This is a genomic window from Sinomonas soli (genome assembly GCF_054782415.1).
In genome coordinates this window covers 130,250-146,562 of record NZ_BAAGSN010000019.1, presented here as the reverse complement: position 1 = coordinate 146,562, position 16,313 = coordinate 130,250, and the positions used below count along the sequence as shown (strand labels likewise).

The following is a 16,313-nucleotide window of genomic DNA, read 5'->3' as shown; positions in this document are numbered from 1 at the left end:
CGGAACCCGACCGGCCAACACCCTCATCCTCACGGATCAGGGAGCCACGAGAAAGGTAACGGGGCCAGGGACGTCAGGCCGGGATCGGCACCGGCGTGACGCCGAGGGGAGCGAGCTCGGAGGCACCGCCGTCGGGGGCGGTGAGCACCCAGATGCCCCCGCTGTGGCGGGCCACGGAGTGCTCCCACTGGGAGGCGCGCGAGCCGTCGGTCGTGACGACCGTCCACTCGTCGTCCAGCGTCTTGGTGTCGATCGAGCCGCGCACGAGCATGGGTTCGATCGCGAGGGCCATCCCCGCCTTGATCTTGGCCCCGCGGTGGCCGGTGCGGTAATTGAGCACGTCCGGGGCCATGTGCATCGCGGAGCCGATGCCGTGGCCCACGTAGTCCTCGAGGATGCCCAGCGGGGCTCCCTCCTGGGCGGAGACGAAGTCGTCGATCGCGTCGCCGATCTCGCCCACGTAGGAGGCCCGCGCGAAGGCCGCGATGCCCGCCCACATGGCCGCCCGCGTCACCTCGGACAGGCGCACGTCCTCGGGGTCGCCCTCCCCCACGATCACCGTGCGCGCCGAGTCCGCGTTCCAGCCGCGCACAATGCAGCCCCCGTCGATCGAGAGGACGTCCCCCTCTGCCAGCCGGCGCGGTCCCGGGATCCCGTGCACCACCTCGTCGTTGACGGAGACGCAGATGTGCTTGGGGTAGCCGTAGTAGCCGAGGAAGTTGTACTGGGCGCCCGCCGCGTCGACCACCTCGGCGAACGCGGCGTCGAGCTCGTCAGTGGTCGCTCCGGGCGCCACGGCGGCCACGGCGGCGTCGAGCGCGCGGCTCAGCAGCACCCCGGCCTCCGCCATCACCCGCAGCTGCCCGTTGTTCTTGTACTCGATCTTCCGCTGGCTGCCCACGCTGGGCCCCTTCCTCACAAAGTGCGTGCGGCGCCGCCCGGAGGATGCCCACCGGACGGCGCCGCGCGTCGTACTGCTGAAACCGCCTACGAGGCGGACTTGACGGACTCGATCGCCGCCAGGACCCGCTCGGTGACCTCGTCGATGGCCCCGATGCCGTCGACCTTGGTCAGCGTGCCGCGGTCCGCGTACTGGGACACGACGGCCTCGGTCTGCGTGTGGTAGAGCTCGAGGCGGTGACGGATCACGTCCTCGGTGTCGTCGCTGCGGCCCGTCTCCTTGGCGCGGTTCAGGAGGCGGGCGACCAGCTCGTCGTCGTCCGCGGTGAGCTGGAGCACGACGTCGAGCGACTGCCCCTTCTCCGCCAGGATGCCGTCGAGGTACTCGACCTGCGCAACGGTGCGCGGGTACCCGTCCAGGAGGAATCCGTTCGCCGCGTCGTCCTCGGTGAGGCGCTCGCGGACCATCTTGTTCGTCACGGAGTCGGGGACGAAGTCGCCGGCGTCCATGTACTTCTTCGCCTCGACGCCGAGCGGGGTCTGCTCCTTGACGTTGTAGCGGAAGATGTCGCCCGTGGAGATCGCGACGATTCCGAGGCGGTCCGAGATTCGTTCCGCCTGGGTACCCTTGCCGGAACCGGGAGGGCCAATAAGGAGCATTCTCGTCATCGCAGTAGTCCTTCGTAGTGTCGCTGTTGGAGCTGCGCATCGATCTGCTTGACCGTCTCCAGGCCCACGCCCACCACGATCAGGATCGAGGTGCCACCGAACGGGAAGTTCTGGTTGGCATTGACGAGCACGAGGGCGATGAGCGGGATCAGAGCCACGATGCCGAGGTACATGGCACCCGGCAGCGTGATGCGCGAGAGTACGTACTGCAGGTAGTCCGCAGTGGGCCGTCCGGCACGGATGCCGGGGATGAACCCGCCGTACTTCTTCATGTTGTCGGAGACCTCTTCAGGGTTGAAGGTGATCGCGACGTAGAAGTAGGTGAAGAACACGATCATCACAAAGTAGATGACCATGTAGACCGGATGGTCCCCGCGGGTGAGATTGTTGTTGATCCACTCGACCCAGCCGGCCGGAGCCGAGCCGTCGTGCGGGGTGTTGAACTGCGCGATGAGCGCGGGGAGGTACAGCATCGACGAGGCGAAGATGACCGGGATGACACCCGCCATGTTGACCTTGATCGGGATGTAGGTGCTCGTGCCGCCCACCGTGCGGCGGCCGATCATGCGCTTGGCGTACTGCACCGGGATCCGGCGCTGGGACTGCTCGACGAAGATGACCAGCGCCATGGTGATCAGGCCGACCACCAGGACGATGAAGAACGTGCCCGGGCCCTTCGAGGTCCAGATCGCGCCCAGCGAGGCCGGGAACTGCGCCGCGATGGAGGTGAAGATCAGCAGCGACATGCCGTTGCCGATCCCCTTCTCGGTCACGAGCTCGCCCAGCCACATGATGAGGCCGGTGCCGGCGGTCAGGGTGATGACCACGAGGATCGTCGCGATGATGGACGTGTCCGGGATGATCTGCAGCTGGCAGTTCGGGAACAGCTGGCCCGAGCGCACGAGCGAGACGAGCGTGGTCGCGTTCAGCAGGCCCAGCGCGATCGTCAGGTACCGCGTGTACTGGGTGAGCTTGGTCTGGCCGGCCTGGCCCTCGTCGTAGAGCTCCTGGAACCGCGGGATCACCACGCGCAGCAGCTGCACGATGATGCTCGCCGTGATGTAGGGCATGATGCCGAGGGCGAAGATCGAGACCTGCAGCAGAGCACCGCCGCTGAACAGGTTCAGCATCTGGTAGATGCCCGTCTGCTGGCCGCTCACACCCGGAGAGAGGCAGGCCTTGACGTTCTGGTAGTTCACGCCCGGGGACGGAATGAACGCCCCGAGCCGGAAAATAGCGATGATGCCCAGCGTGAACAGCAGCTTGCGCCGCAGGTCGGGCGTCCGGAAGGCCCGGCCGATCGCAGAAAGCACGCTTCTCCTCCCCCGTGTCGAGGAATGTAGAGTCGACGCTCCGAGACACGGGTCAGTGCTCCGGAGTCTGAGGTCCAGCTCTTGATTCTAGCGGCAGCCGCCGCCGAGCCGATAATTGGCCGCGCTGCCCTGCGCCGAGCGGCACCGTCAGTGCGGTGGGCGCGCGGGGTGCGGGCCGGCGTCGTGCGGGTTCCCCCGCACGCTCGCCGCGCCTTAGCGCGGGGGGCCCCGGCCGGCGCGCGTATCCCCCCGCACGCTCGCCGCGCCTTAACGCGGGGGGCCCCGGCCGGCGCGCGTATCCCCCCGCACGCTCGCCGCGCCTTAACGCAGGGGGCCCCGGCCGGCGTCGTGCGTTAATCACGACGCCGGCCGGGGCCTTGCGCTTCACGGCGTCAGCCGCGCTCCGTCACGTCTCAGAGGACGGTCGTGGAGCCGCCGGCTGCGGCGATCTTCTCCTCGGCCGAGGCCGAGAAGGCGTGCGCCGTGACATCGACCTTGACGGTGATGTCGCCGGAACCGAGGACCTTGACCGGCTCGTTCTTGCGAACGGCGCCCTTGGCCACCAGATCCTCGACCGCGATGGTGCCGCCCTCGGGGAACAGCTCCGAGATGCGGTCCAGGTTCACGACCTGGAACTCGACGCGGAACGGGTTCTTGAAGCCGCGCAGCTTCGGCAGGCGCATGTGCAGCGGAAGCTGCCCGCCCGCGAAGCCGGCCTTGACCTGGTAGCGGGCCTTCGTGCCCTTGGTGCCACGGCCGGCGGTCTTGCCCTTGGAGCCCTCACCGCGACCCACACGGGTCTTCGCGGTCTTGGCGCCGATGGCCGGACGCAGGTGGTGGACCTTGAGGGCCGTGTTCTTCTCGGAGCTCTGCTCCGTGGCCTTCTCTGCCATTACTTCGCCTCCTCAACCTTCACGAGGTGCGGAACCGTGTTGATCATGCCCACGGTCACGGCGTCGGCCTTGCGGGTGACCGTGTGGCCGATCCGCTTGAGGCCGAGCGAACGCAGCGTCTCGCGGTGGTTCTGCTTGGCGCCGATGACGCCCTTGATCTGAGTGATCTCCAACGTGGCGTCGGAGGGAGTCAGGTTCTTCGCCATGACTCATGCACCTGCCTTCGTGTTCTGGAGGTTCCGCACGAGTGCAGCCGGAGCAACCTCGTCCAGAGGCAGGCCACGACGGGCAGCCACGGACTGCGGCTCCTCGAGGCTCTTGAGCGCCTCCACCGTCGCGTGGACGATGTTGATGGCGTTCGAGGACCCGAGGGACTTCGACAGCACGTCATGGATGCCGACGCACTCGAGCACGGCGCGCACCGGACCACCGGCGATCACACCGGTACCCGGAGCAGCCGGACGGAGCATGACCACACCAGCGGCGGCCTCACCCTGCACGAGGTGCGGGACGGTGGTGCCGACGCGGGGGACGCGGAAGAAGGACTTCTTGGCCTCCTCCACACCCTTGGCGATGGCCGCGGGGACCTCCTTGGCCTTGCCGTAGCCGACGCCGACCATGCCGTTGCCGTCGCCCACCACCACGAGGGCGGTGAAGCTGAAGCGACGGCCGCCCTTGACGACCTTGGCGACGCGGTTGATGGTCACCACGCGCTCGATGAACTGGCTCTTCTCGGCGTCGCGGCTGTCGCGGCCGCCACGGCCACCGCGATCGCCACGACCCTGGCCGCGGCCCTCGCCACGACGACCGCCGCGGCGCTCCTCGGTGGCGGGAGCGGAGCCGGCAGCCTCGGTTGCATTCTGCTCGGTCACGTTAACCTTCTCGTTGTTCTCAGCGGTCACAGGGCCAGCCCACCTTCACGTGCGCCGTCCGCGATCGCAGCCACGCGGCCGTGGTACTTGTTGCCACCACGGTCGAACACGACGGCCTCGATGCCCGCAGCCTTCGCACGCTCGGCGATGAGCTCGCCGACGCGCTTGGCCTTGGCGGTCTTGTCACCCTCGAACGAGCGGAGGTCGGCCTCGAGCGTGGAGGCGGAGACCAGGGTGACGCCCTTGCTGTCGTCGACAACCTGGACGAACACGTGCCGCGAGGAGCGGTTCACGACCAGACGGGGACGCTCGGCAGAGCCGACGACCTTCTTGCGGAGGCGGAAGTGGCGACGGGACCGAGCCTGCTGCTTGGACTTGGCGGCGCGCTTCTTGTTGATGCCCAGAGCCATGGTTACTTACCAGCCTTTCCGACCTTGCGGCGGACAACCTCGCCGGCGTAGCGGATGCCCTTGCCCTTGTACGGGTCGGGCTTGCGCAGCTTGCGGATGTTGGCTGCCACCTCACCGACCTGCTGCTTGTCGATGCCGGAGACCGAGAACTTGGTCGGCCCCTCGACGGCGAACGTGATGCCCTCGGGGGCAGTGATGTTCACCGGGTGGGAGAAGCCGAGCGCGAACTCGAGGTCCGAGCCCTTGGCCTGCACGCGGTAGCCGGTGCCGACGATTTCGAGCTTCTTCTCGTAGCCCTTGGTCACGCCCTCGATCATGTTGAACAGGAGCGTGCGGGTCAGGCCGTGGAGCGAGCGCGAGAGGCGCTCGTCGTTCGGACGGGTCACCGAGAGGGTGGTGTCGTCGAGAGCGACCTCGATCGGGCTGGCCACAGTGTGGACCAGCTCGCCCTTGGCGCCCTTCACGGTCACGACGGGTCCGTCGATCTTGACCTCAACGCCGGACGGGACGGTGATGGGGAGACGTCCAATGCGGGACATATCTTCTTCTTCCTTCCCTTACCAGACGTATGCGAGGACTTCGCCGCCCACGCCCTTCTTGGAGGCCTGACGGTCGGTCAGGAGCCCAGAAGAGGTAGACAGGATGGCGATGCCGAGGCCGCCCAGGACGTGCGGGAGGTTCGTGGACTTCGCGTACACGCGGAGGCCCGGCTTGGAGATGCGGCGGACACCCGCGATGGAGCGCTCGCGGTTCGGACCGAACTTGAGCGTGAGAGTCAGCTTCTTGCCGACCTCGGCGTCCTCTTCCTTCCAGCCGGCGATGTAGCCCTCGGCCTTCAGGATGTCGGCCACGCGAACCTTCAGCTTCGACGACGGCATCGTGACGTCGTCGTGGTAGGCCGCGTTGGCGTTGCGCAGACGCGTAAGCATGTCTGCGACGGGATCAGTCATAGTCATTGTGGGCTCATGCCCTTCCTCGTGCCGGTTTCCGTGCCGGGCTGCGCCCGATGCGGACCTGTCACGTAGCGATTCAGTCTTCGGTCTTGAACGGGAAGCCGAGGTGCTTCAGAAGCGCACGGCCCTCGTCATCGGTCTTCGCGGTGGTGACAACCGTGATGTCCATGCCACGGAGACGATCGATCTTGTCCTGATCGATCTCGTGGAACATGACCTGCTCGGTGAGGCCGAACGTGTAGTTGCCGTTGCCGTCGAACTGCTTGCCCGAGAGGCCGCGGAAGTCGCGGATACGGGGCAGCGCGAGGGAGACGAGGCGGTCCACGAATTCCCACATGCGGTCGCCGCGGAGCGTCGTGAAGGCGCCGATGGGCATGCCCTCACGCAGCTTGAACTGGGCGATCGACTTGCGGGCCTTGGTGACCTGCGGCTTCTGGCCCGTGATGAGGGTCAGGTCGCGCACAGCGCCCTCGATCAGCTTGGAGTCCTTCGCGGCGTCGCCGACGCCCATGTTGACGACAACCTTGACCAGGCGCGGGACCTGGTTCACGTTCTCGTACTTGAACTCCTCGAGGAGGGCCTGCTTGATGGTCTCCGCGTACTTCGCCTTGAGGCGAGGAACGACCTTGACCGGAGTCTCGACAGTCTCAGTCATCAGATGTCCTTCCCGGTGGCCTTGGAGTAGCGGATGCGGACGGTCTTCTGCACGCCGTCCTTCTCCACGGTCTCGAGGCGGAAGCCGACCCTGGTGGGCTTCTTGGTCTCGGGGTCCACGAGGGCCACGTTCGAGATGTGGATCGGGGCCTCGACCTGCTCGATGCCGCCGGTCTTGGTACCGCGCTGGGACTGGCCCACCTTGGTGTGCTTGGTCACGCGGTTGATGCCCTCAACCAGGACGCGGTTGTCCTCGCGGAAGACCTTCAGGACCTTGCCCTGCTTCCCCTTGTCACCGCCCTTGTCCTGCTTGGTGCCGGTGATGACCTGGACGAGGTCGCCCTTCTTGATCTTTGCGGCCATGAGTCAGAGCACCTCCGGAGCCAGCGAGACGATCTTCATGAACTTCTTGTCGCGCAGCTCGCGGCCGACCGGGCCGAAGATACGGGTGCCACGGGGATCCCCGTCGTTCTTGAGGATGACTGCCGCGTTCTCGTCGAACTTGATGTAGGAGCCGTCCGCGCGGCGGCGCTCCTTCTTGGTGCGGACGATGACGGCCTTGACCACGTCGCCCTTCTTAACGTTGCCGCCAGGGATCGCGTCCTTGACGGTGGCGACGATGACGTCACCGATGCCTGCGTAGCGGCGACCCGATCCACCGAGAACGCGGATGGTGAGGATTTCCTTCGCACCCGTGTTGTCGGCGACCTTGAGCCGCGACTCCTGCTGAATCACTTCTACTCCTAACGTCTCGCTGGTTCTCGCACCTGCGGTCCTGCTGCAGAACGAGCCTTGCGGAACGGTTGATGGGGCGTCTCTCGACCCGCCTGGATGTGGCCAGAACGGGCCTGAATCGCCGTGCCGCGCGCATGTGTCCCCTTCCCGCCCGAGGGCAGCGCCGGGGCGCTCCCCTTCGGCAGAAGGGCATTATGCGGTGGCACGGTGGTTCACGAGGTTCTTGACGGCATGGCGAAGCCAGCCGTACAAGCTCAATATCGTAGCACGGCGCCGGTGTCCAGCCCGAATCCCGAGGCGCGGCCGCGCACCCGTCCACTCCGAGAGGCCAACAGCCCGGCGCTGACGAGCATCGAGTGGAACCTGGCCGCCTGCTCGAGCTCCGCCCACGTCCAGCGCAGCACCGGATGGCCCAGCGCGAGGAGCCTGTTCTCGCGCCCCTTCTCCCACTTGATCACCGTGACCGGGTCTTCGCCACCGGTGAGCCCGGAGTCGAAGTACTTGCCCCAGCCATCGAACTCCCCTACCCGCTCCTTGCCGGAGGGCGTCGGGGTGGCCTGGGGCCCGGACCGCCAGGTGAAGTCCGTCCTGCCGAGGCGGCCCTGGCCGTCCGCGTACTCGCACTGCAGCACCGGCTCGGGAAAGCCGAACCGCAGCCTGAGCGCCCGGCTCACAGATTCGCCGGCCGACTCGGCTCCAGCCCGCGCGAGCGACGCAATGGCCTCGCAGCGCCGCCGATGAGTGGCATACCGCAGTGCAGCGATTGCCTCGAGGACAGGCTCGCGGTCGAGCAGGCGCCTCAGCGTCAAGGCGGAGCACACCGTCGGCGACCGTGAGCGCGCGGGCGAACTTGGCGTGCACCATCGTCTCGACGAGTGCCTCCGCGACGGGCACCGCGAGGTGGCCGCGGACCGCCTGCGGTGTGACGGTCGCGTGGAAGTGGCGCCGGAAAGGCGGAGGCGCCGATCCGAGGGCGCGAACCGAGCGTTCCGCCGTCCCCCGGACCGCGAACGACGACGTTTGCCATCGGTCAGAGCCAGCCAGGCACCCGTCGGTTAGTAGCAGCCCCGGCGAGCCCTCACGAGATCACCGGCGGCGAAGGCCCTCCGAGGATCCGAGTCCGGGTGAGGACGAAGGCCACGGGCATGTGGAGAACCCAGTGCGTGCTCCCGAAGTTCAGTGGTCTCCGTGAAGTCCTCATGGTGCGCAGGCTCAGCCCTCGGGAAGTGCAGGTTCAGCCCATGGCCACGGCGAGAAGTGCGCTTCCCGCCTCCAAGTCCGCGCAAGGAGGACTGCACGGCGCAAGGGGAACTGTCGGTGGGAGCTTCCTGCCGAAGGTGCGCTTGGACCCGCCAGCGGCGGACGGCGGCCTGGCGGCGCGCGGCGACCGGCCGCCGTCGTGCGTCCGGCCGTGGACCCTCCCCACCTGCCCCGGCCAAACCCCCCGCCCCACGAAGGCTCCCGGCGCGCCAGCGGCGACGGCCCGCCCCCTGGGAAGGGGACGGGCCGTCAGTGCGGGTGCGGGAACCGCGAGGGACCAGGTGGTTACTTGGCCTTCTCGAGGATCTCGACGAGGCGCCACCGCTTGGTGGCGGAGAGCGGACGGGTCTCCGCGATGAGAACGAGGTCGCCGATGCCGGCGGTGTTGTTCTCGTCGTGGGCCTTGCGCTTCTCGGTGCGGCGGATGACCTTGCCGTACAGCGCGTGCTTCACACGGTCCTCGACCTCGACCACGATCGTCTTGTCCATCTTGTCGGACACGACGTAGCCGCGGGCCGTCTTGCGGTGGCCACGCTGCTCGACGGCGTTCTCCGTCAGGTTCTTCTCTTCGCTCACTTGGCGTCCTCCTCGGCAGCCTCGGCCGGCTCGGCCTTGGCAGCCTTCTTAGCCGCCTTCTTCGTGTCCTTCGTCTCCGCGACCACGGGGGCGGCCTCGGCACGGATGCCGAGCTCGCGCTCGCGCAGGATCGTGTAGATGCGGGCGATGTCCTTCTTGACCGCGCGGAGGCGGCCGTGGTTCTCGAGCTGGCCGGTGGCCGACTGGAAGCGCAGGTTGAACAGCTCTTCCTTGGCCTTCTTGAGCTCCTCGAAGAGGCGCTCGTTGTCCAGCTGGTCGAGCTTCTCAGCCGTCATGTCCTTCGAACCGACTGCCATTCTCATTCACCACCTTCGCGGCGCACGATGCGCGCCTTCAACGGGAGCTTGTGGATGGCGAGGCGCAGGGCCTCGCGCGCCACCTCGTCAGAGACACCGGAGAGCTCGAAGAGCACGCGGCCGGGCTTGACGTTGGCGATCCACCACTCCGGCGAACCCTTGCCGGAACCCATGCGGGTCTCGGCAGGCTTCTTGGTCAGCGGGCGGTCCGGGTAGATGTTGATCCAGACCTTGCCGCCACGCTTGATGTGACGGGTCATGGCGATACGAGCGGACTCGATCTGACGGTTGGTCACGTACGCCGGCGTGAGGGCCTGGATGCCGTACTCGCCGAAGGTGACCTTGGTGCCACCGGTGGCAGCGCCCGAGCGACCCGGGTGGTGCTGCTTGCGGTGCTTCACACGACGCGGGATAAGCATTTAAGCCTCTCCTCCTTCTGCTGCCGGAGCAGCGACTGCTTCTGCTGCAGGGGCAGCAGGTGCCTCGGCGGCCGCGGGGGCGGCCTGCGGCTGGCGGTCGCCAGACGGACGACGGCGGCGCTCGCCACCGGGGCGGCCCGCGCGGTCGCCGCGGTCACCACGACCGCGGGACGGAGCGGCGGCAGCCTGGGCAGCCAGCTCCTTGGAGGTCACATCGCCCTTGTAGATCCAGACCTTCACGCCGATGCGGCCGAAGGTGGTCTTGGCCTCGTAGAAGCCGTAGTCGATGTTCGCGCGGAGCGTGTGCAGCGGCACACGGCCCTCGCGGTAGAACTCCGAGCGGGACATCTCGGCGCCGCCGAGACGGCCCGAGCAGGCGATGCGGATGCCCTTGGCACCGGCGCGCTGCGCCGACTGCATGGCCTTCTTCATGGCACGGCGGAACGCGACACGGCTCGAGAGCTGCTCCGCGACACCCTGGGCCACCAGCTGGGCCTCGACCTCGGGGTTCTTGACCTCGAGGATGTTCAGCTGGACCTGCTTGCCGGTGAGCTTCTCGAGCTCGCCGCGGATGCGGTCGGCCTCGGCGCCGCGGCGGCCGATCACGATGCCCGGACGCGCCGTGTGGATGTCCACGCGGACGCGGTCACGGGTGCGCTCGATCTCGACCTTGGCGATGCCGGCGCGCTCCATGCCGTTGGTCATGAGCTGGCGGATCTTGACGTCCTCACGGACGAAGTCCTTGTAGCGCTGACCGGGCTTGTTGCTGTCGGCAAACCAGTGCGAGACGTGGTCGGTGGTGATGCCGAGTCGGAACCCGTGGGGGTTGACCTTCTGTCCCATTTACCGGACCTCCTCGTTCTCGGGCGTCGCGACGACCACGGTGATGTGGCTGGTGCGCTTCTTGATGCGGTACGCGCGGCCCTGGGCACGCGGCTGGAACCGCTTCATGGTCGGACCCTCGTCGACGAACGCCTCAGAGATGTAGAGGTCGCTCTCGTCGAACGCGACGCCGTCGCGGTCGGCGAGGACACGGGCGTTGGCCACCGCGGACGCGAGGACCTTGTACACCGGCTCCGAAGCCGCCTGCTGGGCGAACTTCAGGATCGCCAGAGCCTCATTCGCCTGCTTGCCACGAACAAGGTTGACGACGCGCCGGGCCTTCATCGGCGTTACGCGGATGTGACGCGCAATTGCCTTGGCTTCCATTGCTTTCCTTCTCTTTCTCAGAGCTCAGCGCTGCTGCTGCCTTGCGGCAGGTATCAGCGGCGCTTGCCCTTCTTGTCGTCCTTCACGTGGCCGCGGAAAGTCCGCGTCGGGGCGAATTCGCCGAGCTTGTGCCCGACCATCGACTCGGTGACGAAGACCGGGATGTGCTTGCGTCCGTCGTGCACGGCGATCGTGTGCCCGAGCATGTCGGGGACGATCATCGAACGGCGGGACCAGGTCTTGATGACGTTCTTGGTGCCCTTCTCGTTTTCCCTGGCGACCTTCACAAAGAGGTGCTGGTCAACGAAAGGACCCTTCTTCAGGCTGCGTGGCATGTGTCCAGGCTCCTATCGCTTGTTCTTGCCAGTACGACGACGACGGACGATGAGCTTGTCGCTCGCCTTGTTGGGGCGGCGGGTGCGGCCCTCGGGCTTGCCGTTCGGGTTGACGGGGTGACGGCCACCGGAAGTCTTGCCCTCACCACCACCGTGCGGGTGGTCGACCGGGTTCATGGCGACACCGCGGACGGTCGGGCGGACGCCCTTCCAGCGCATGCGGCCGGCCTTGCCCCAGTTGATGTTGGACTGCTCGGCGTTGCCGACCTCGCCGATCGTCGCGCGGCAGCGGACGTCGACGTTGCGGACCTCACCCGAGGGGAGGCGGAGCTGGGCGTACTTGCCCTCCTTCGCCACCAGCTGGACGGAGGCACCGGCCGAGCGGGCCATCTTCGCGCCGCCACCGGGGCGGAGCTCGACGGCGTGGATGACCGTACCGACCGGGATGTTCCGCAGCGGCAGGTTGTTGCCGGGCTTGATGTCGGCGTCCGGACCGGACTCGACGATGTCGCCCTGGGAGAGCTTGTTCGGCGCGATGATGTAGCGCTTGGTGCCGTCCACGAAGTGCAGCAGCGCGATGCGCGCGGTGCGGTTCGGGTCGTACTCGATGTGCGCGACCTTGGCGTTGACGCCGTCCTTGTCGTGACGACGGAAGTCGATCAGACGGTACTGGCGCTTGTGCCCACCACCCTTGTGGCGCGTGGTGATCTTGCCGGAGTTGTTGCGGCCGCCCTTCTTGGGGAGGGGACGAACCAGGGACTTCTCCGGCGTCGAGCGCGTGATCTCTGCGAAGTCGGCCACGCTCGAGCCGCGACGGCCCGGGGTGGTCGGCTTGTAGTTACGGATTGCCATTTACCTGTTCCTCGTTAAAGTGGTCTCCGCTCAGGCGAGCGGACCGCCGAAGATGTCGATCGTGCTGCCGTCCTTGAGAGTGACGATGGCACGCTTGGTGCTCTTGCGCTCGCCCCAGCCGAACTTGGTGCGCTTGCGCTTGCCCGGGCGGTTGAGCGTGTTGATCGAGTCGACCTTGACCGAGAAGATGCGCTCGATCGCGATCTTGATCTCGGTCTTGTTCGAGCGCGGGTCCACCAGGAAGGTGTACTTGCCCTCGTCGATCAGCCCGTAGCTCTTCTCGGAGACGACCGGCGCGAAGATGACGTCGCGCGGGTCCTTGTAGCTGGATGCGCTCACTTGGAGCCCTCCTCATTCTTGGACTTGGACGCCACGAACGCGTCGAACGCAGGCTTCGTGAAGACCACGTCGTCGGAGACGAGAACGTCGTACGTGTTCAGCTGGTCGGCGTAGATCGCGTGCACCTCGGTGAGGTTGCGGACCGAGAGGGCCCCGAGCTCGTCGGCGCGGTCGAGGACGACGAGCAGGTTCTTCCGCTCGGAGAGGGCGCGCAGGGTCTCCATGGCGCCCTTCGTGCTCGGCTTCTCACCGGAGACGAGGGACTCGACGACGTGGATGCGGCCGTTGCGGGCCCGGTCCGAGAGGGCGCCGCGGAGGGCAGCGGCCTTCATCTTCTTGGGGGTGCGCTGGCTGTAGTCACGCGGCACGGGACCGTGGACGACGCCGCCACCGGTCATGTGCGGAGCGCGGATCGAGCCCTGGCGGGCGCGGCCGGTGCCCTTCTGCTTGAACGGCTTGCGGCCGGCGCCGGAGACCTCACCGCGGGTCTTCACCTTGTGCGTGCCCTGGCGTGCAGCGGCCAGCTGGGCGACGACGACCTGGTGAAGAAGCGGGACGTTGGTCTGGACGTCGAAGATCTCGGCGGGGAGATCGACCTTGACAGTTGCGTTAGCCATGAGTTCAGGCTCCCTTCACGGCGGTGCGGACGAGGACGACCGAGCCGCGGGCGCCGGGGAGGGCGCCCTTGATGAGGAGCAGCGAGTTCTCGGCATCCACGGCGTGGACGGTGAGGTTCATGGTCGTCTGGCGAACGTTGCCCATGCGACCGGCCATGCGGAGGCCCTTGAAGACGCGGCCCGGGGTGGCGCAGGCACCGATGGAACCGGGCTTGCGGTGGTTCTTGTGTGCACCGTGGGAGGCACCGACGCCGGAGAAGCCGTGACGCTTCATGACGCCGGCGAAGCCCTTGCCCTTGGTGGTGCCGACGATGTCGATCTTCTGGCCGGCCTCGAAGGTCTCCACGGAGAGCTCCTGGCCCACCTCGTAGGACTCGGCGTCGGCGGTGCGGACCTCGACGAGGTGGCGGCGCGGGGTCACGCCGGCCTTCTCGAAGTGGCCGGTGAGCGGCTTGTTGACCTTGCGCGGGTCAATCTGGCCGTAGCCGATCTGGACGGCGGTGTAGCCATCGGTCTCGGCGTTGCGGAGCTGGGTGACGACGTTGGCGTCGGCCTTAACGACAGTGACGGGGATGAGCTTGTTGTTCTCGTCCCAGACCTGGGTCATGCCGAGCTTCGTGCCCAGCAGGCCCTTCACATTGCGGGTTGCGGTCATAGTTCTCTCAGCACCTCCCTCTTAGAGCTTGATTTCGATGTTGACGTCGGCCGGCAGGTCGAGACGCATGAGCGAGTCGACAGCCTTGGGCGTCGGGTCGATGATGTCGATCAGCCGCTTGTGCGTGCGCATCTCAAAGTGCTCGCGGCTGTCCTTGTACTTGTGCGGAGAGCGGATGACGCAGTACACGTTCTTCTCCGTGGGGAGCGGGACGGGGCCCACCACCGTTGCGCCTGCGCGCGTGACCGTCTCAACGATCTTCCGAGCCGAAGTATCGATGACCTCGTGGTCATACGACTTCAGCCGGATGCGGATCTTCTGTCCCGCCATATCGCCTGACTCGCTTTCGTCGTCTTAGCACTGCACTGTTCTGTTGGCTGTGGCTGCCGAAGCATTCAAGGTCACGACCACCACCGGCAGCACTGCCTGAATCCGGTGACCCGGGTTCCTCAGACAGCCGGCCTCTCCGACCCCCGCGGTCGGGCGTGTCGCGCCGCTGGCGCACACGATCCCCTAGCCTCTTTCGCGAAGGTGGGTCATATTTGGTCTCCAGCCTGGACCCTGCACCCGGCATTATCCGGATCGGGACACGAAGGAGCGCTTGAACAACTCATCTAGTCTGCCAGAGATCTGCGCCATGCGCCAATCGGGTCCCCGCGCCCAGAGGGCGGCACCCCATTGCCCTCGGGGACTGTGCTGAGGATCATAGTCCCATGCTCCCAGCGGACCAGTCCCCGGCACCCGGCCCCGACAATGGTCCCACGGCTGCGCTCGGCCCTGCCGCCTCGGCCGTCGAGGCCCTGGCCGGGCGCATCCCGGACGGCTTCACCCTCGGAGTGGCCACGGCTGCGTTCCAGATCGAGGGGGCGCTCGACGAGGACGGCCGCGGCCCCTCCGGCTGGGACGAGTTCGCGGCCCGGCCGGGCATGATCGCCCACGGGGACTCCCCCGCCGTCGCGTGCGACCACTACCACCGCAGCCACGAGGACCTCGGGCTGCTGACCGACCTCGGCGTGGACTCCTACCGCTTCTCGATCGCCTGGCCCCGCGTGCAGCCGGACGGCCGCGGGGCCTGGAACGAGAAGGGCTGGGACTTCTACGACCGCCTCATCGACGACATGCTCGCCGCCGGCCTGTCCCCGATGGCCACCCTCTACCACTGGGACACTCCCCTCCCCCTCGAGCACGACGGCGGGTGGCTCAGCCGCGAGACCGCCGAACGGTGCGGTGCCTTCGCCGCAGAGGCGGGGCGCCGCTTCGGCGACCGCGTGGACCGGTGGGTGACGCTCAACGAGCCGGTGTCCGTGACCCTGAACGGCTACGCAGTCGGCATCCACGCCCCAGGCAAGCAGCTTCTGTTCGACGCCATGCCCGCGGTGCACCACCAGCTCCTCGCCCACGGAATGTCCGTCCAGGCCCTCCGCGCCTCCGGCGCCCGGGGCGCGATCGGGGTCACGAACATGCATGCCCCCGTGCACCCGGCCGGGGCCAATCCGCTGGACTGGATCCACGCCCGCGTCGTCGACCTCATGGTCAACCGCCTCTACGCGGACCCGATCCTCTTGGGCCGCTACCCCAAGCCGCCCTTCCTGGCGCGGCGGTTCTTCCACGCGCTGCGCGACCCGCGCCCGGAGGACCTCGCCACGATCCACCAGCCGCTCGACTTCTACGGGGTGAACTACTACTACCCCGCGCGCATCCGCTCCGGGCCCGGGCCCACCCCCGAGGGTGTGAAGCCGACCAAGGCCATGACCAAGGTGCCGTTCCACCTCGCGGACTTCCCCGAGTACGCGAGCACCGGCTTCGGGTGGCCCATCTCCCCGAAGTACTGCGGGGTGGTCCTGTCCGAACTCAAGAAGCGCTACGGCGACGCGCTGCCGCCGATCTACATCACGGAGAGTGGGGCGAGCTTCCCGGAGCCCGCCCAGGCGGACGGCATGGTGTACGACGACGAGCGGATCGCCTACCTCGCCTCGCACCTCGAGGCGGCGCTCGCCGCCGTGGAGCCGGGCGGGCCTGCCGAGGGCGTCGACCTGCGGGGCTGGTACGTGTGGACGCTCATGGACAACTTCGAGTGGGCGGCCGGCTACACGCAGCGGTTCGGCCTCGTGCACACGGACTTCGCCACCCTCGAGCGGACCCCCAAGGCCTCCTACTACTGGCTGCGCCGGCTCGCACGGGCCCGGCACCGGCCCGCCGTGAGCGCCTGACCGCGGGCCGGGGACGGCGCCCGTCCGGAGGGCGCCGCACAGACTACGCCCGCACAGACGGAAGGACCCCGCCGCACTGGGTGCGACGGGGTCCTTCCAGATCCGGCCCTCAGGCCAGCAGTTCC

At 67.6% G+C, this 16,313-nt stretch carries 25 protein-coding genes; 1 reads left to right on the top strand and 24 read right to left on the bottom strand.

Annotated elements, in window-relative coordinates:
- Positions 1-73 precede the first annotated feature (73 nt).
- From map to rpsJ, 24 genes are all read right to left on the bottom strand, one after another.
- Entirely contained in the window at positions 74-901 is an 828-nt protein-coding gene (gene map, locus ACYVKZ_RS18290) for a type I methionyl aminopeptidase (protein WP_460993648.1), read from the bottom strand.
- 86 nt (positions 902-987) lie between these two features.
- Positions 988-1,560 carry an adenylate kinase gene (locus tag ACYVKZ_RS18285; RefSeq protein ID WP_307004725.1) on the bottom strand — a complete coding sequence of 191 codons (573 nt, stop codon included), beginning with the start codon at positions 1,558-1,560 and terminating at the stop codon, positions 988-990.
- A 5-nt stretch (positions 1,561-1,565) separates the two neighbouring features.
- Positions 1,566-2,882, bottom strand: a complete 1,317-nt coding sequence (gene secY, locus ACYVKZ_RS18280; RefSeq protein ID WP_460993647.1) for a preprotein translocase subunit SecY — start codon at positions 2,880-2,882, stop codon at positions 1,566-1,568.
- 413 nt (positions 2,883-3,295) lie between these two features.
- Entirely contained in the window at positions 3,296-3,775 is a 480-nt protein-coding gene (gene rplO, locus ACYVKZ_RS18275) for a 50S ribosomal protein L15 (protein WP_460993646.1), read from the bottom strand.
- Entirely contained in the window at positions 3,775-3,981 is a 207-nt protein-coding gene (gene rpmD / locus ACYVKZ_RS18270; protein ID WP_066499491.1) for a 50S ribosomal protein L30, read from the bottom strand. Before rpmD ends, rplO begins: the two co-directional genes overlap by 1 nt.
- A gap of 3 nt (positions 3,982-3,984) precedes the next feature.
- Entirely contained in the window at positions 3,985-4,647 is a 663-nt protein-coding gene (gene rpsE / locus ACYVKZ_RS18265; protein ID WP_307114636.1) for a 30S ribosomal protein S5, read from the bottom strand.
- 26 nt (positions 4,648-4,673) lie between these two features.
- Positions 4,674-5,057 carry a 50S ribosomal protein L18 gene (rplR, locus tag ACYVKZ_RS18260; protein WP_066499495.1) on the bottom strand — a complete coding sequence of 128 codons (384 nt, stop codon included), beginning with the start codon at positions 5,055-5,057 and terminating at the stop codon, positions 4,674-4,676.
- A 2-nt stretch (positions 5,058-5,059) separates the two neighbouring features.
- Positions 5,060-5,596 (bottom strand): 50S ribosomal protein L6, encoded by a 537-nt coding sequence (rplF, locus tag ACYVKZ_RS18255; RefSeq protein WP_307004501.1) that lies wholly within the window; start codon positions 5,594-5,596, stop codon positions 5,060-5,062.
- 18 nt (positions 5,597-5,614) lie between these two features.
- Positions 5,615-6,013 (bottom strand): 30S ribosomal protein S8, encoded by a 399-nt coding sequence (rpsH, locus tag ACYVKZ_RS18250; protein ID WP_066499502.1) that lies wholly within the window; start codon positions 6,011-6,013, stop codon positions 5,615-5,617.
- A 73-nt stretch (positions 6,014-6,086) separates the two neighbouring features.
- Positions 6,087-6,665 (bottom strand): 50S ribosomal protein L5, encoded by a 579-nt coding sequence (rplE, locus tag ACYVKZ_RS18245; protein ID WP_307004503.1) that lies wholly within the window; start codon positions 6,663-6,665, stop codon positions 6,087-6,089.
- Positions 6,665-7,027, bottom strand: coding sequence for a 50S ribosomal protein L24 (rplX, locus tag ACYVKZ_RS18240; protein ID WP_307004505.1), 363 nt, complete (start codon positions 7,025-7,027; stop codon positions 6,665-6,667). The genes rplE and rplX overlap by 1 nt, the downstream gene beginning before the upstream one ends.
- A 3-nt stretch (positions 7,028-7,030) precedes the next feature.
- Positions 7,031-7,399, bottom strand: coding sequence for a 50S ribosomal protein L14 (gene rplN / locus ACYVKZ_RS18235; RefSeq protein ID WP_003803789.1), 369 nt, complete (start codon positions 7,397-7,399; stop codon positions 7,031-7,033).
- A 254-nt stretch (positions 7,400-7,653) separates the two neighbouring features.
- Positions 7,654-8,208: a hypothetical protein gene (locus ACYVKZ_RS18230; protein ID WP_460993645.1), complete on the bottom strand. Its 555-nt coding sequence runs from the start codon at positions 8,206-8,208 to the stop codon at positions 7,654-7,656.
- Positions 8,209-8,944: 736 nt separating this feature from the next.
- A complete protein-coding gene (rpsQ, locus tag ACYVKZ_RS18225; protein WP_460993644.1) occupies positions 8,945-9,235 on the bottom strand; it encodes a 30S ribosomal protein S17 in 291 nt (96 codons plus the stop codon).
- Positions 9,232-9,552, bottom strand: a complete 321-nt coding sequence (gene rpmC / locus ACYVKZ_RS18220) for a 50S ribosomal protein L29 (RefSeq protein WP_066499519.1) — start codon at positions 9,550-9,552, stop codon at positions 9,232-9,234. Before rpmC ends, rpsQ begins: the two co-directional genes overlap by 4 nt.
- A gap of 2 nt (positions 9,553-9,554) precedes the next feature.
- Positions 9,555-9,971, bottom strand: coding sequence for a 50S ribosomal protein L16 (gene rplP / locus ACYVKZ_RS18215; RefSeq protein ID WP_189693031.1), 417 nt, complete (start codon positions 9,969-9,971; stop codon positions 9,555-9,557).
- Entirely contained in the window at positions 9,972-10,814 is an 843-nt protein-coding gene (gene rpsC, locus ACYVKZ_RS18210) for a 30S ribosomal protein S3 (RefSeq protein WP_307004511.1), read from the bottom strand.
- Positions 10,815-11,180: a 50S ribosomal protein L22 gene (rplV, locus tag ACYVKZ_RS18205; protein WP_066499533.1), complete on the bottom strand. Its 366-nt coding sequence runs from the start codon at positions 11,178-11,180 to the stop codon at positions 10,815-10,817.
- A 53-nt stretch (positions 11,181-11,233) separates the two neighbouring features.
- On the bottom strand, positions 11,234-11,515 hold the full coding sequence (rpsS, locus tag ACYVKZ_RS18200; protein WP_066499535.1) for a 30S ribosomal protein S19: 282 nt from the start codon (positions 11,513-11,515) through the stop codon (positions 11,234-11,236).
- Between the two features lie 12 nt (positions 11,516-11,527).
- Positions 11,528-12,367 (bottom strand): 50S ribosomal protein L2, encoded by an 840-nt coding sequence (rplB, locus tag ACYVKZ_RS18195; protein ID WP_460993643.1) that lies wholly within the window; start codon positions 12,365-12,367, stop codon positions 11,528-11,530.
- A gap of 30 nt (positions 12,368-12,397) precedes the next feature.
- Positions 12,398-12,706, bottom strand: a complete 309-nt coding sequence (rplW, locus tag ACYVKZ_RS18190) for a 50S ribosomal protein L23 (protein WP_066499543.1) — start codon at positions 12,704-12,706, stop codon at positions 12,398-12,400.
- Positions 12,703-13,323, bottom strand: coding sequence for a 50S ribosomal protein L4 (rplD, locus tag ACYVKZ_RS18185; protein ID WP_460993642.1), 621 nt, complete (start codon positions 13,321-13,323; stop codon positions 12,703-12,705). Before rplD ends, rplW begins: the two co-directional genes overlap by 4 nt.
- Positions 13,324-13,327: 4 nt before the next feature.
- The gene (rplC, locus tag ACYVKZ_RS18180; RefSeq protein ID WP_460993641.1) at positions 13,328-13,978 is read right to left on the bottom strand and encodes a 50S ribosomal protein L3; all 651 of its coding nucleotides are present in this window, start codon (positions 13,976-13,978) and stop codon (positions 13,328-13,330) included.
- A 21-nt stretch (positions 13,979-13,999) separates the two neighbouring features.
- Positions 14,000-14,308 carry a 30S ribosomal protein S10 gene (gene rpsJ / locus ACYVKZ_RS18175; protein WP_043119398.1) on the bottom strand — a complete coding sequence of 103 codons (309 nt, stop codon included), beginning with the start codon at positions 14,306-14,308 and terminating at the stop codon, positions 14,000-14,002.
- Positions 14,309-14,691: 383 nt separating this feature from the next.
- Between rpsJ and ACYVKZ_RS18170 the strand changes: the two genes are divergently transcribed.
- Entirely contained in the window at positions 14,692-16,188 is a 1,497-nt protein-coding gene (locus ACYVKZ_RS18170; RefSeq protein WP_460993640.1) for a GH1 family beta-glucosidase, read from the top strand.
- Positions 16,189-16,313 lie beyond the last annotated feature (125 nt).

Coding starts and splice junctions, on each gene's coding strand:
- rplO (WP_460993646.1), bottom strand. CDS start 3,775: ATGGCAGAGAAGGCCACGGAGCAGAGCTCCGAGAAGAACACGGCCCTC.
- rpmC (WP_066499519.1), bottom strand. CDS start 9,552: ATGGCAGTCGGTTCGAAGGACATGACGGCTGAGAAGCTCGACCAGCTG.
- rplF (WP_307004501.1), bottom strand. CDS start 5,596: ATGTCCCGCATTGGACGTCTCCCCATCACCGTCCCGTCCGGCGTTGAG.
- rpsJ (WP_043119398.1), bottom strand. CDS start 14,308: ATGGCGGGACAGAAGATCCGCATCCGGCTGAAGTCGTATGACCACGAG.
- rpsS (WP_066499535.1), bottom strand. CDS start 11,515: ATGCCACGCAGCCTGAAGAAGGGTCCTTTCGTTGACCAGCACCTCTTT.
- rplB (WP_460993643.1), bottom strand. CDS start 12,367: ATGGCAATCCGTAACTACAAGCCGACCACCCCGGGCCGTCGCGGCTCG.
- rplV (WP_066499533.1), bottom strand. CDS start 11,180: ATGGAAGCCAAGGCAATTGCGCGTCACATCCGCGTAACGCCGATGAAG.
- rpsH (WP_066499502.1), bottom strand. CDS start 6,013: ATGACTATGACTGATCCCGTCGCAGACATGCTTACGCGTCTGCGCAAC.
- rplE (WP_307004503.1), bottom strand. CDS start 6,665: ATGACTGAGACTGTCGAGACTCCGGTCAAGGTCGTTCCTCGCCTCAAG.
- rplR (WP_066499495.1), bottom strand. CDS start 5,057: ATGGCTCTGGGCATCAACAAGAAGCGCGCCGCCAAGTCCAAGCAGCAG.
- ACYVKZ_RS18170 (WP_460993640.1), top strand. CDS start 14,692: ATGCTCCCAGCGGACCAGTCCCCGGCACCCGGCCCCGACAATGGTCCC.
- rplD (WP_460993642.1), bottom strand. CDS start 13,323: ATGGCTAACGCAACTGTCAAGGTCGATCTCCCCGCCGAGATCTTCGAC.
- rpsC (WP_307004511.1), bottom strand. CDS start 10,814: ATGGGACAGAAGGTCAACCCCCACGGGTTCCGACTCGGCATCACCACC.
- rpmD (WP_066499491.1), bottom strand. CDS start 3,981: ATGGCGAAGAACCTGACTCCCTCCGACGCCACGTTGGAGATCACTCAG.
- ACYVKZ_RS18285 (WP_307004725.1), bottom strand. CDS start 1,560: ATGCTCCTTATTGGCCCTCCCGGTTCCGGCAAGGGTACCCAGGCGGAA.
- rplP (WP_189693031.1), bottom strand. CDS start 9,971: ATGCTTATCCCGCGTCGTGTGAAGCACCGCAAGCAGCACCACCCGGGT.
- rplX (WP_307004505.1), bottom strand. CDS start 7,027: ATGGCCGCAAAGATCAAGAAGGGCGACCTCGTCCAGGTCATCACCGGC.
- rplC (WP_460993641.1), bottom strand. CDS start 13,978: ATGACCGCAACCCGCAATGTGAAGGGCCTGCTGGGCACGAAGCTCGGC.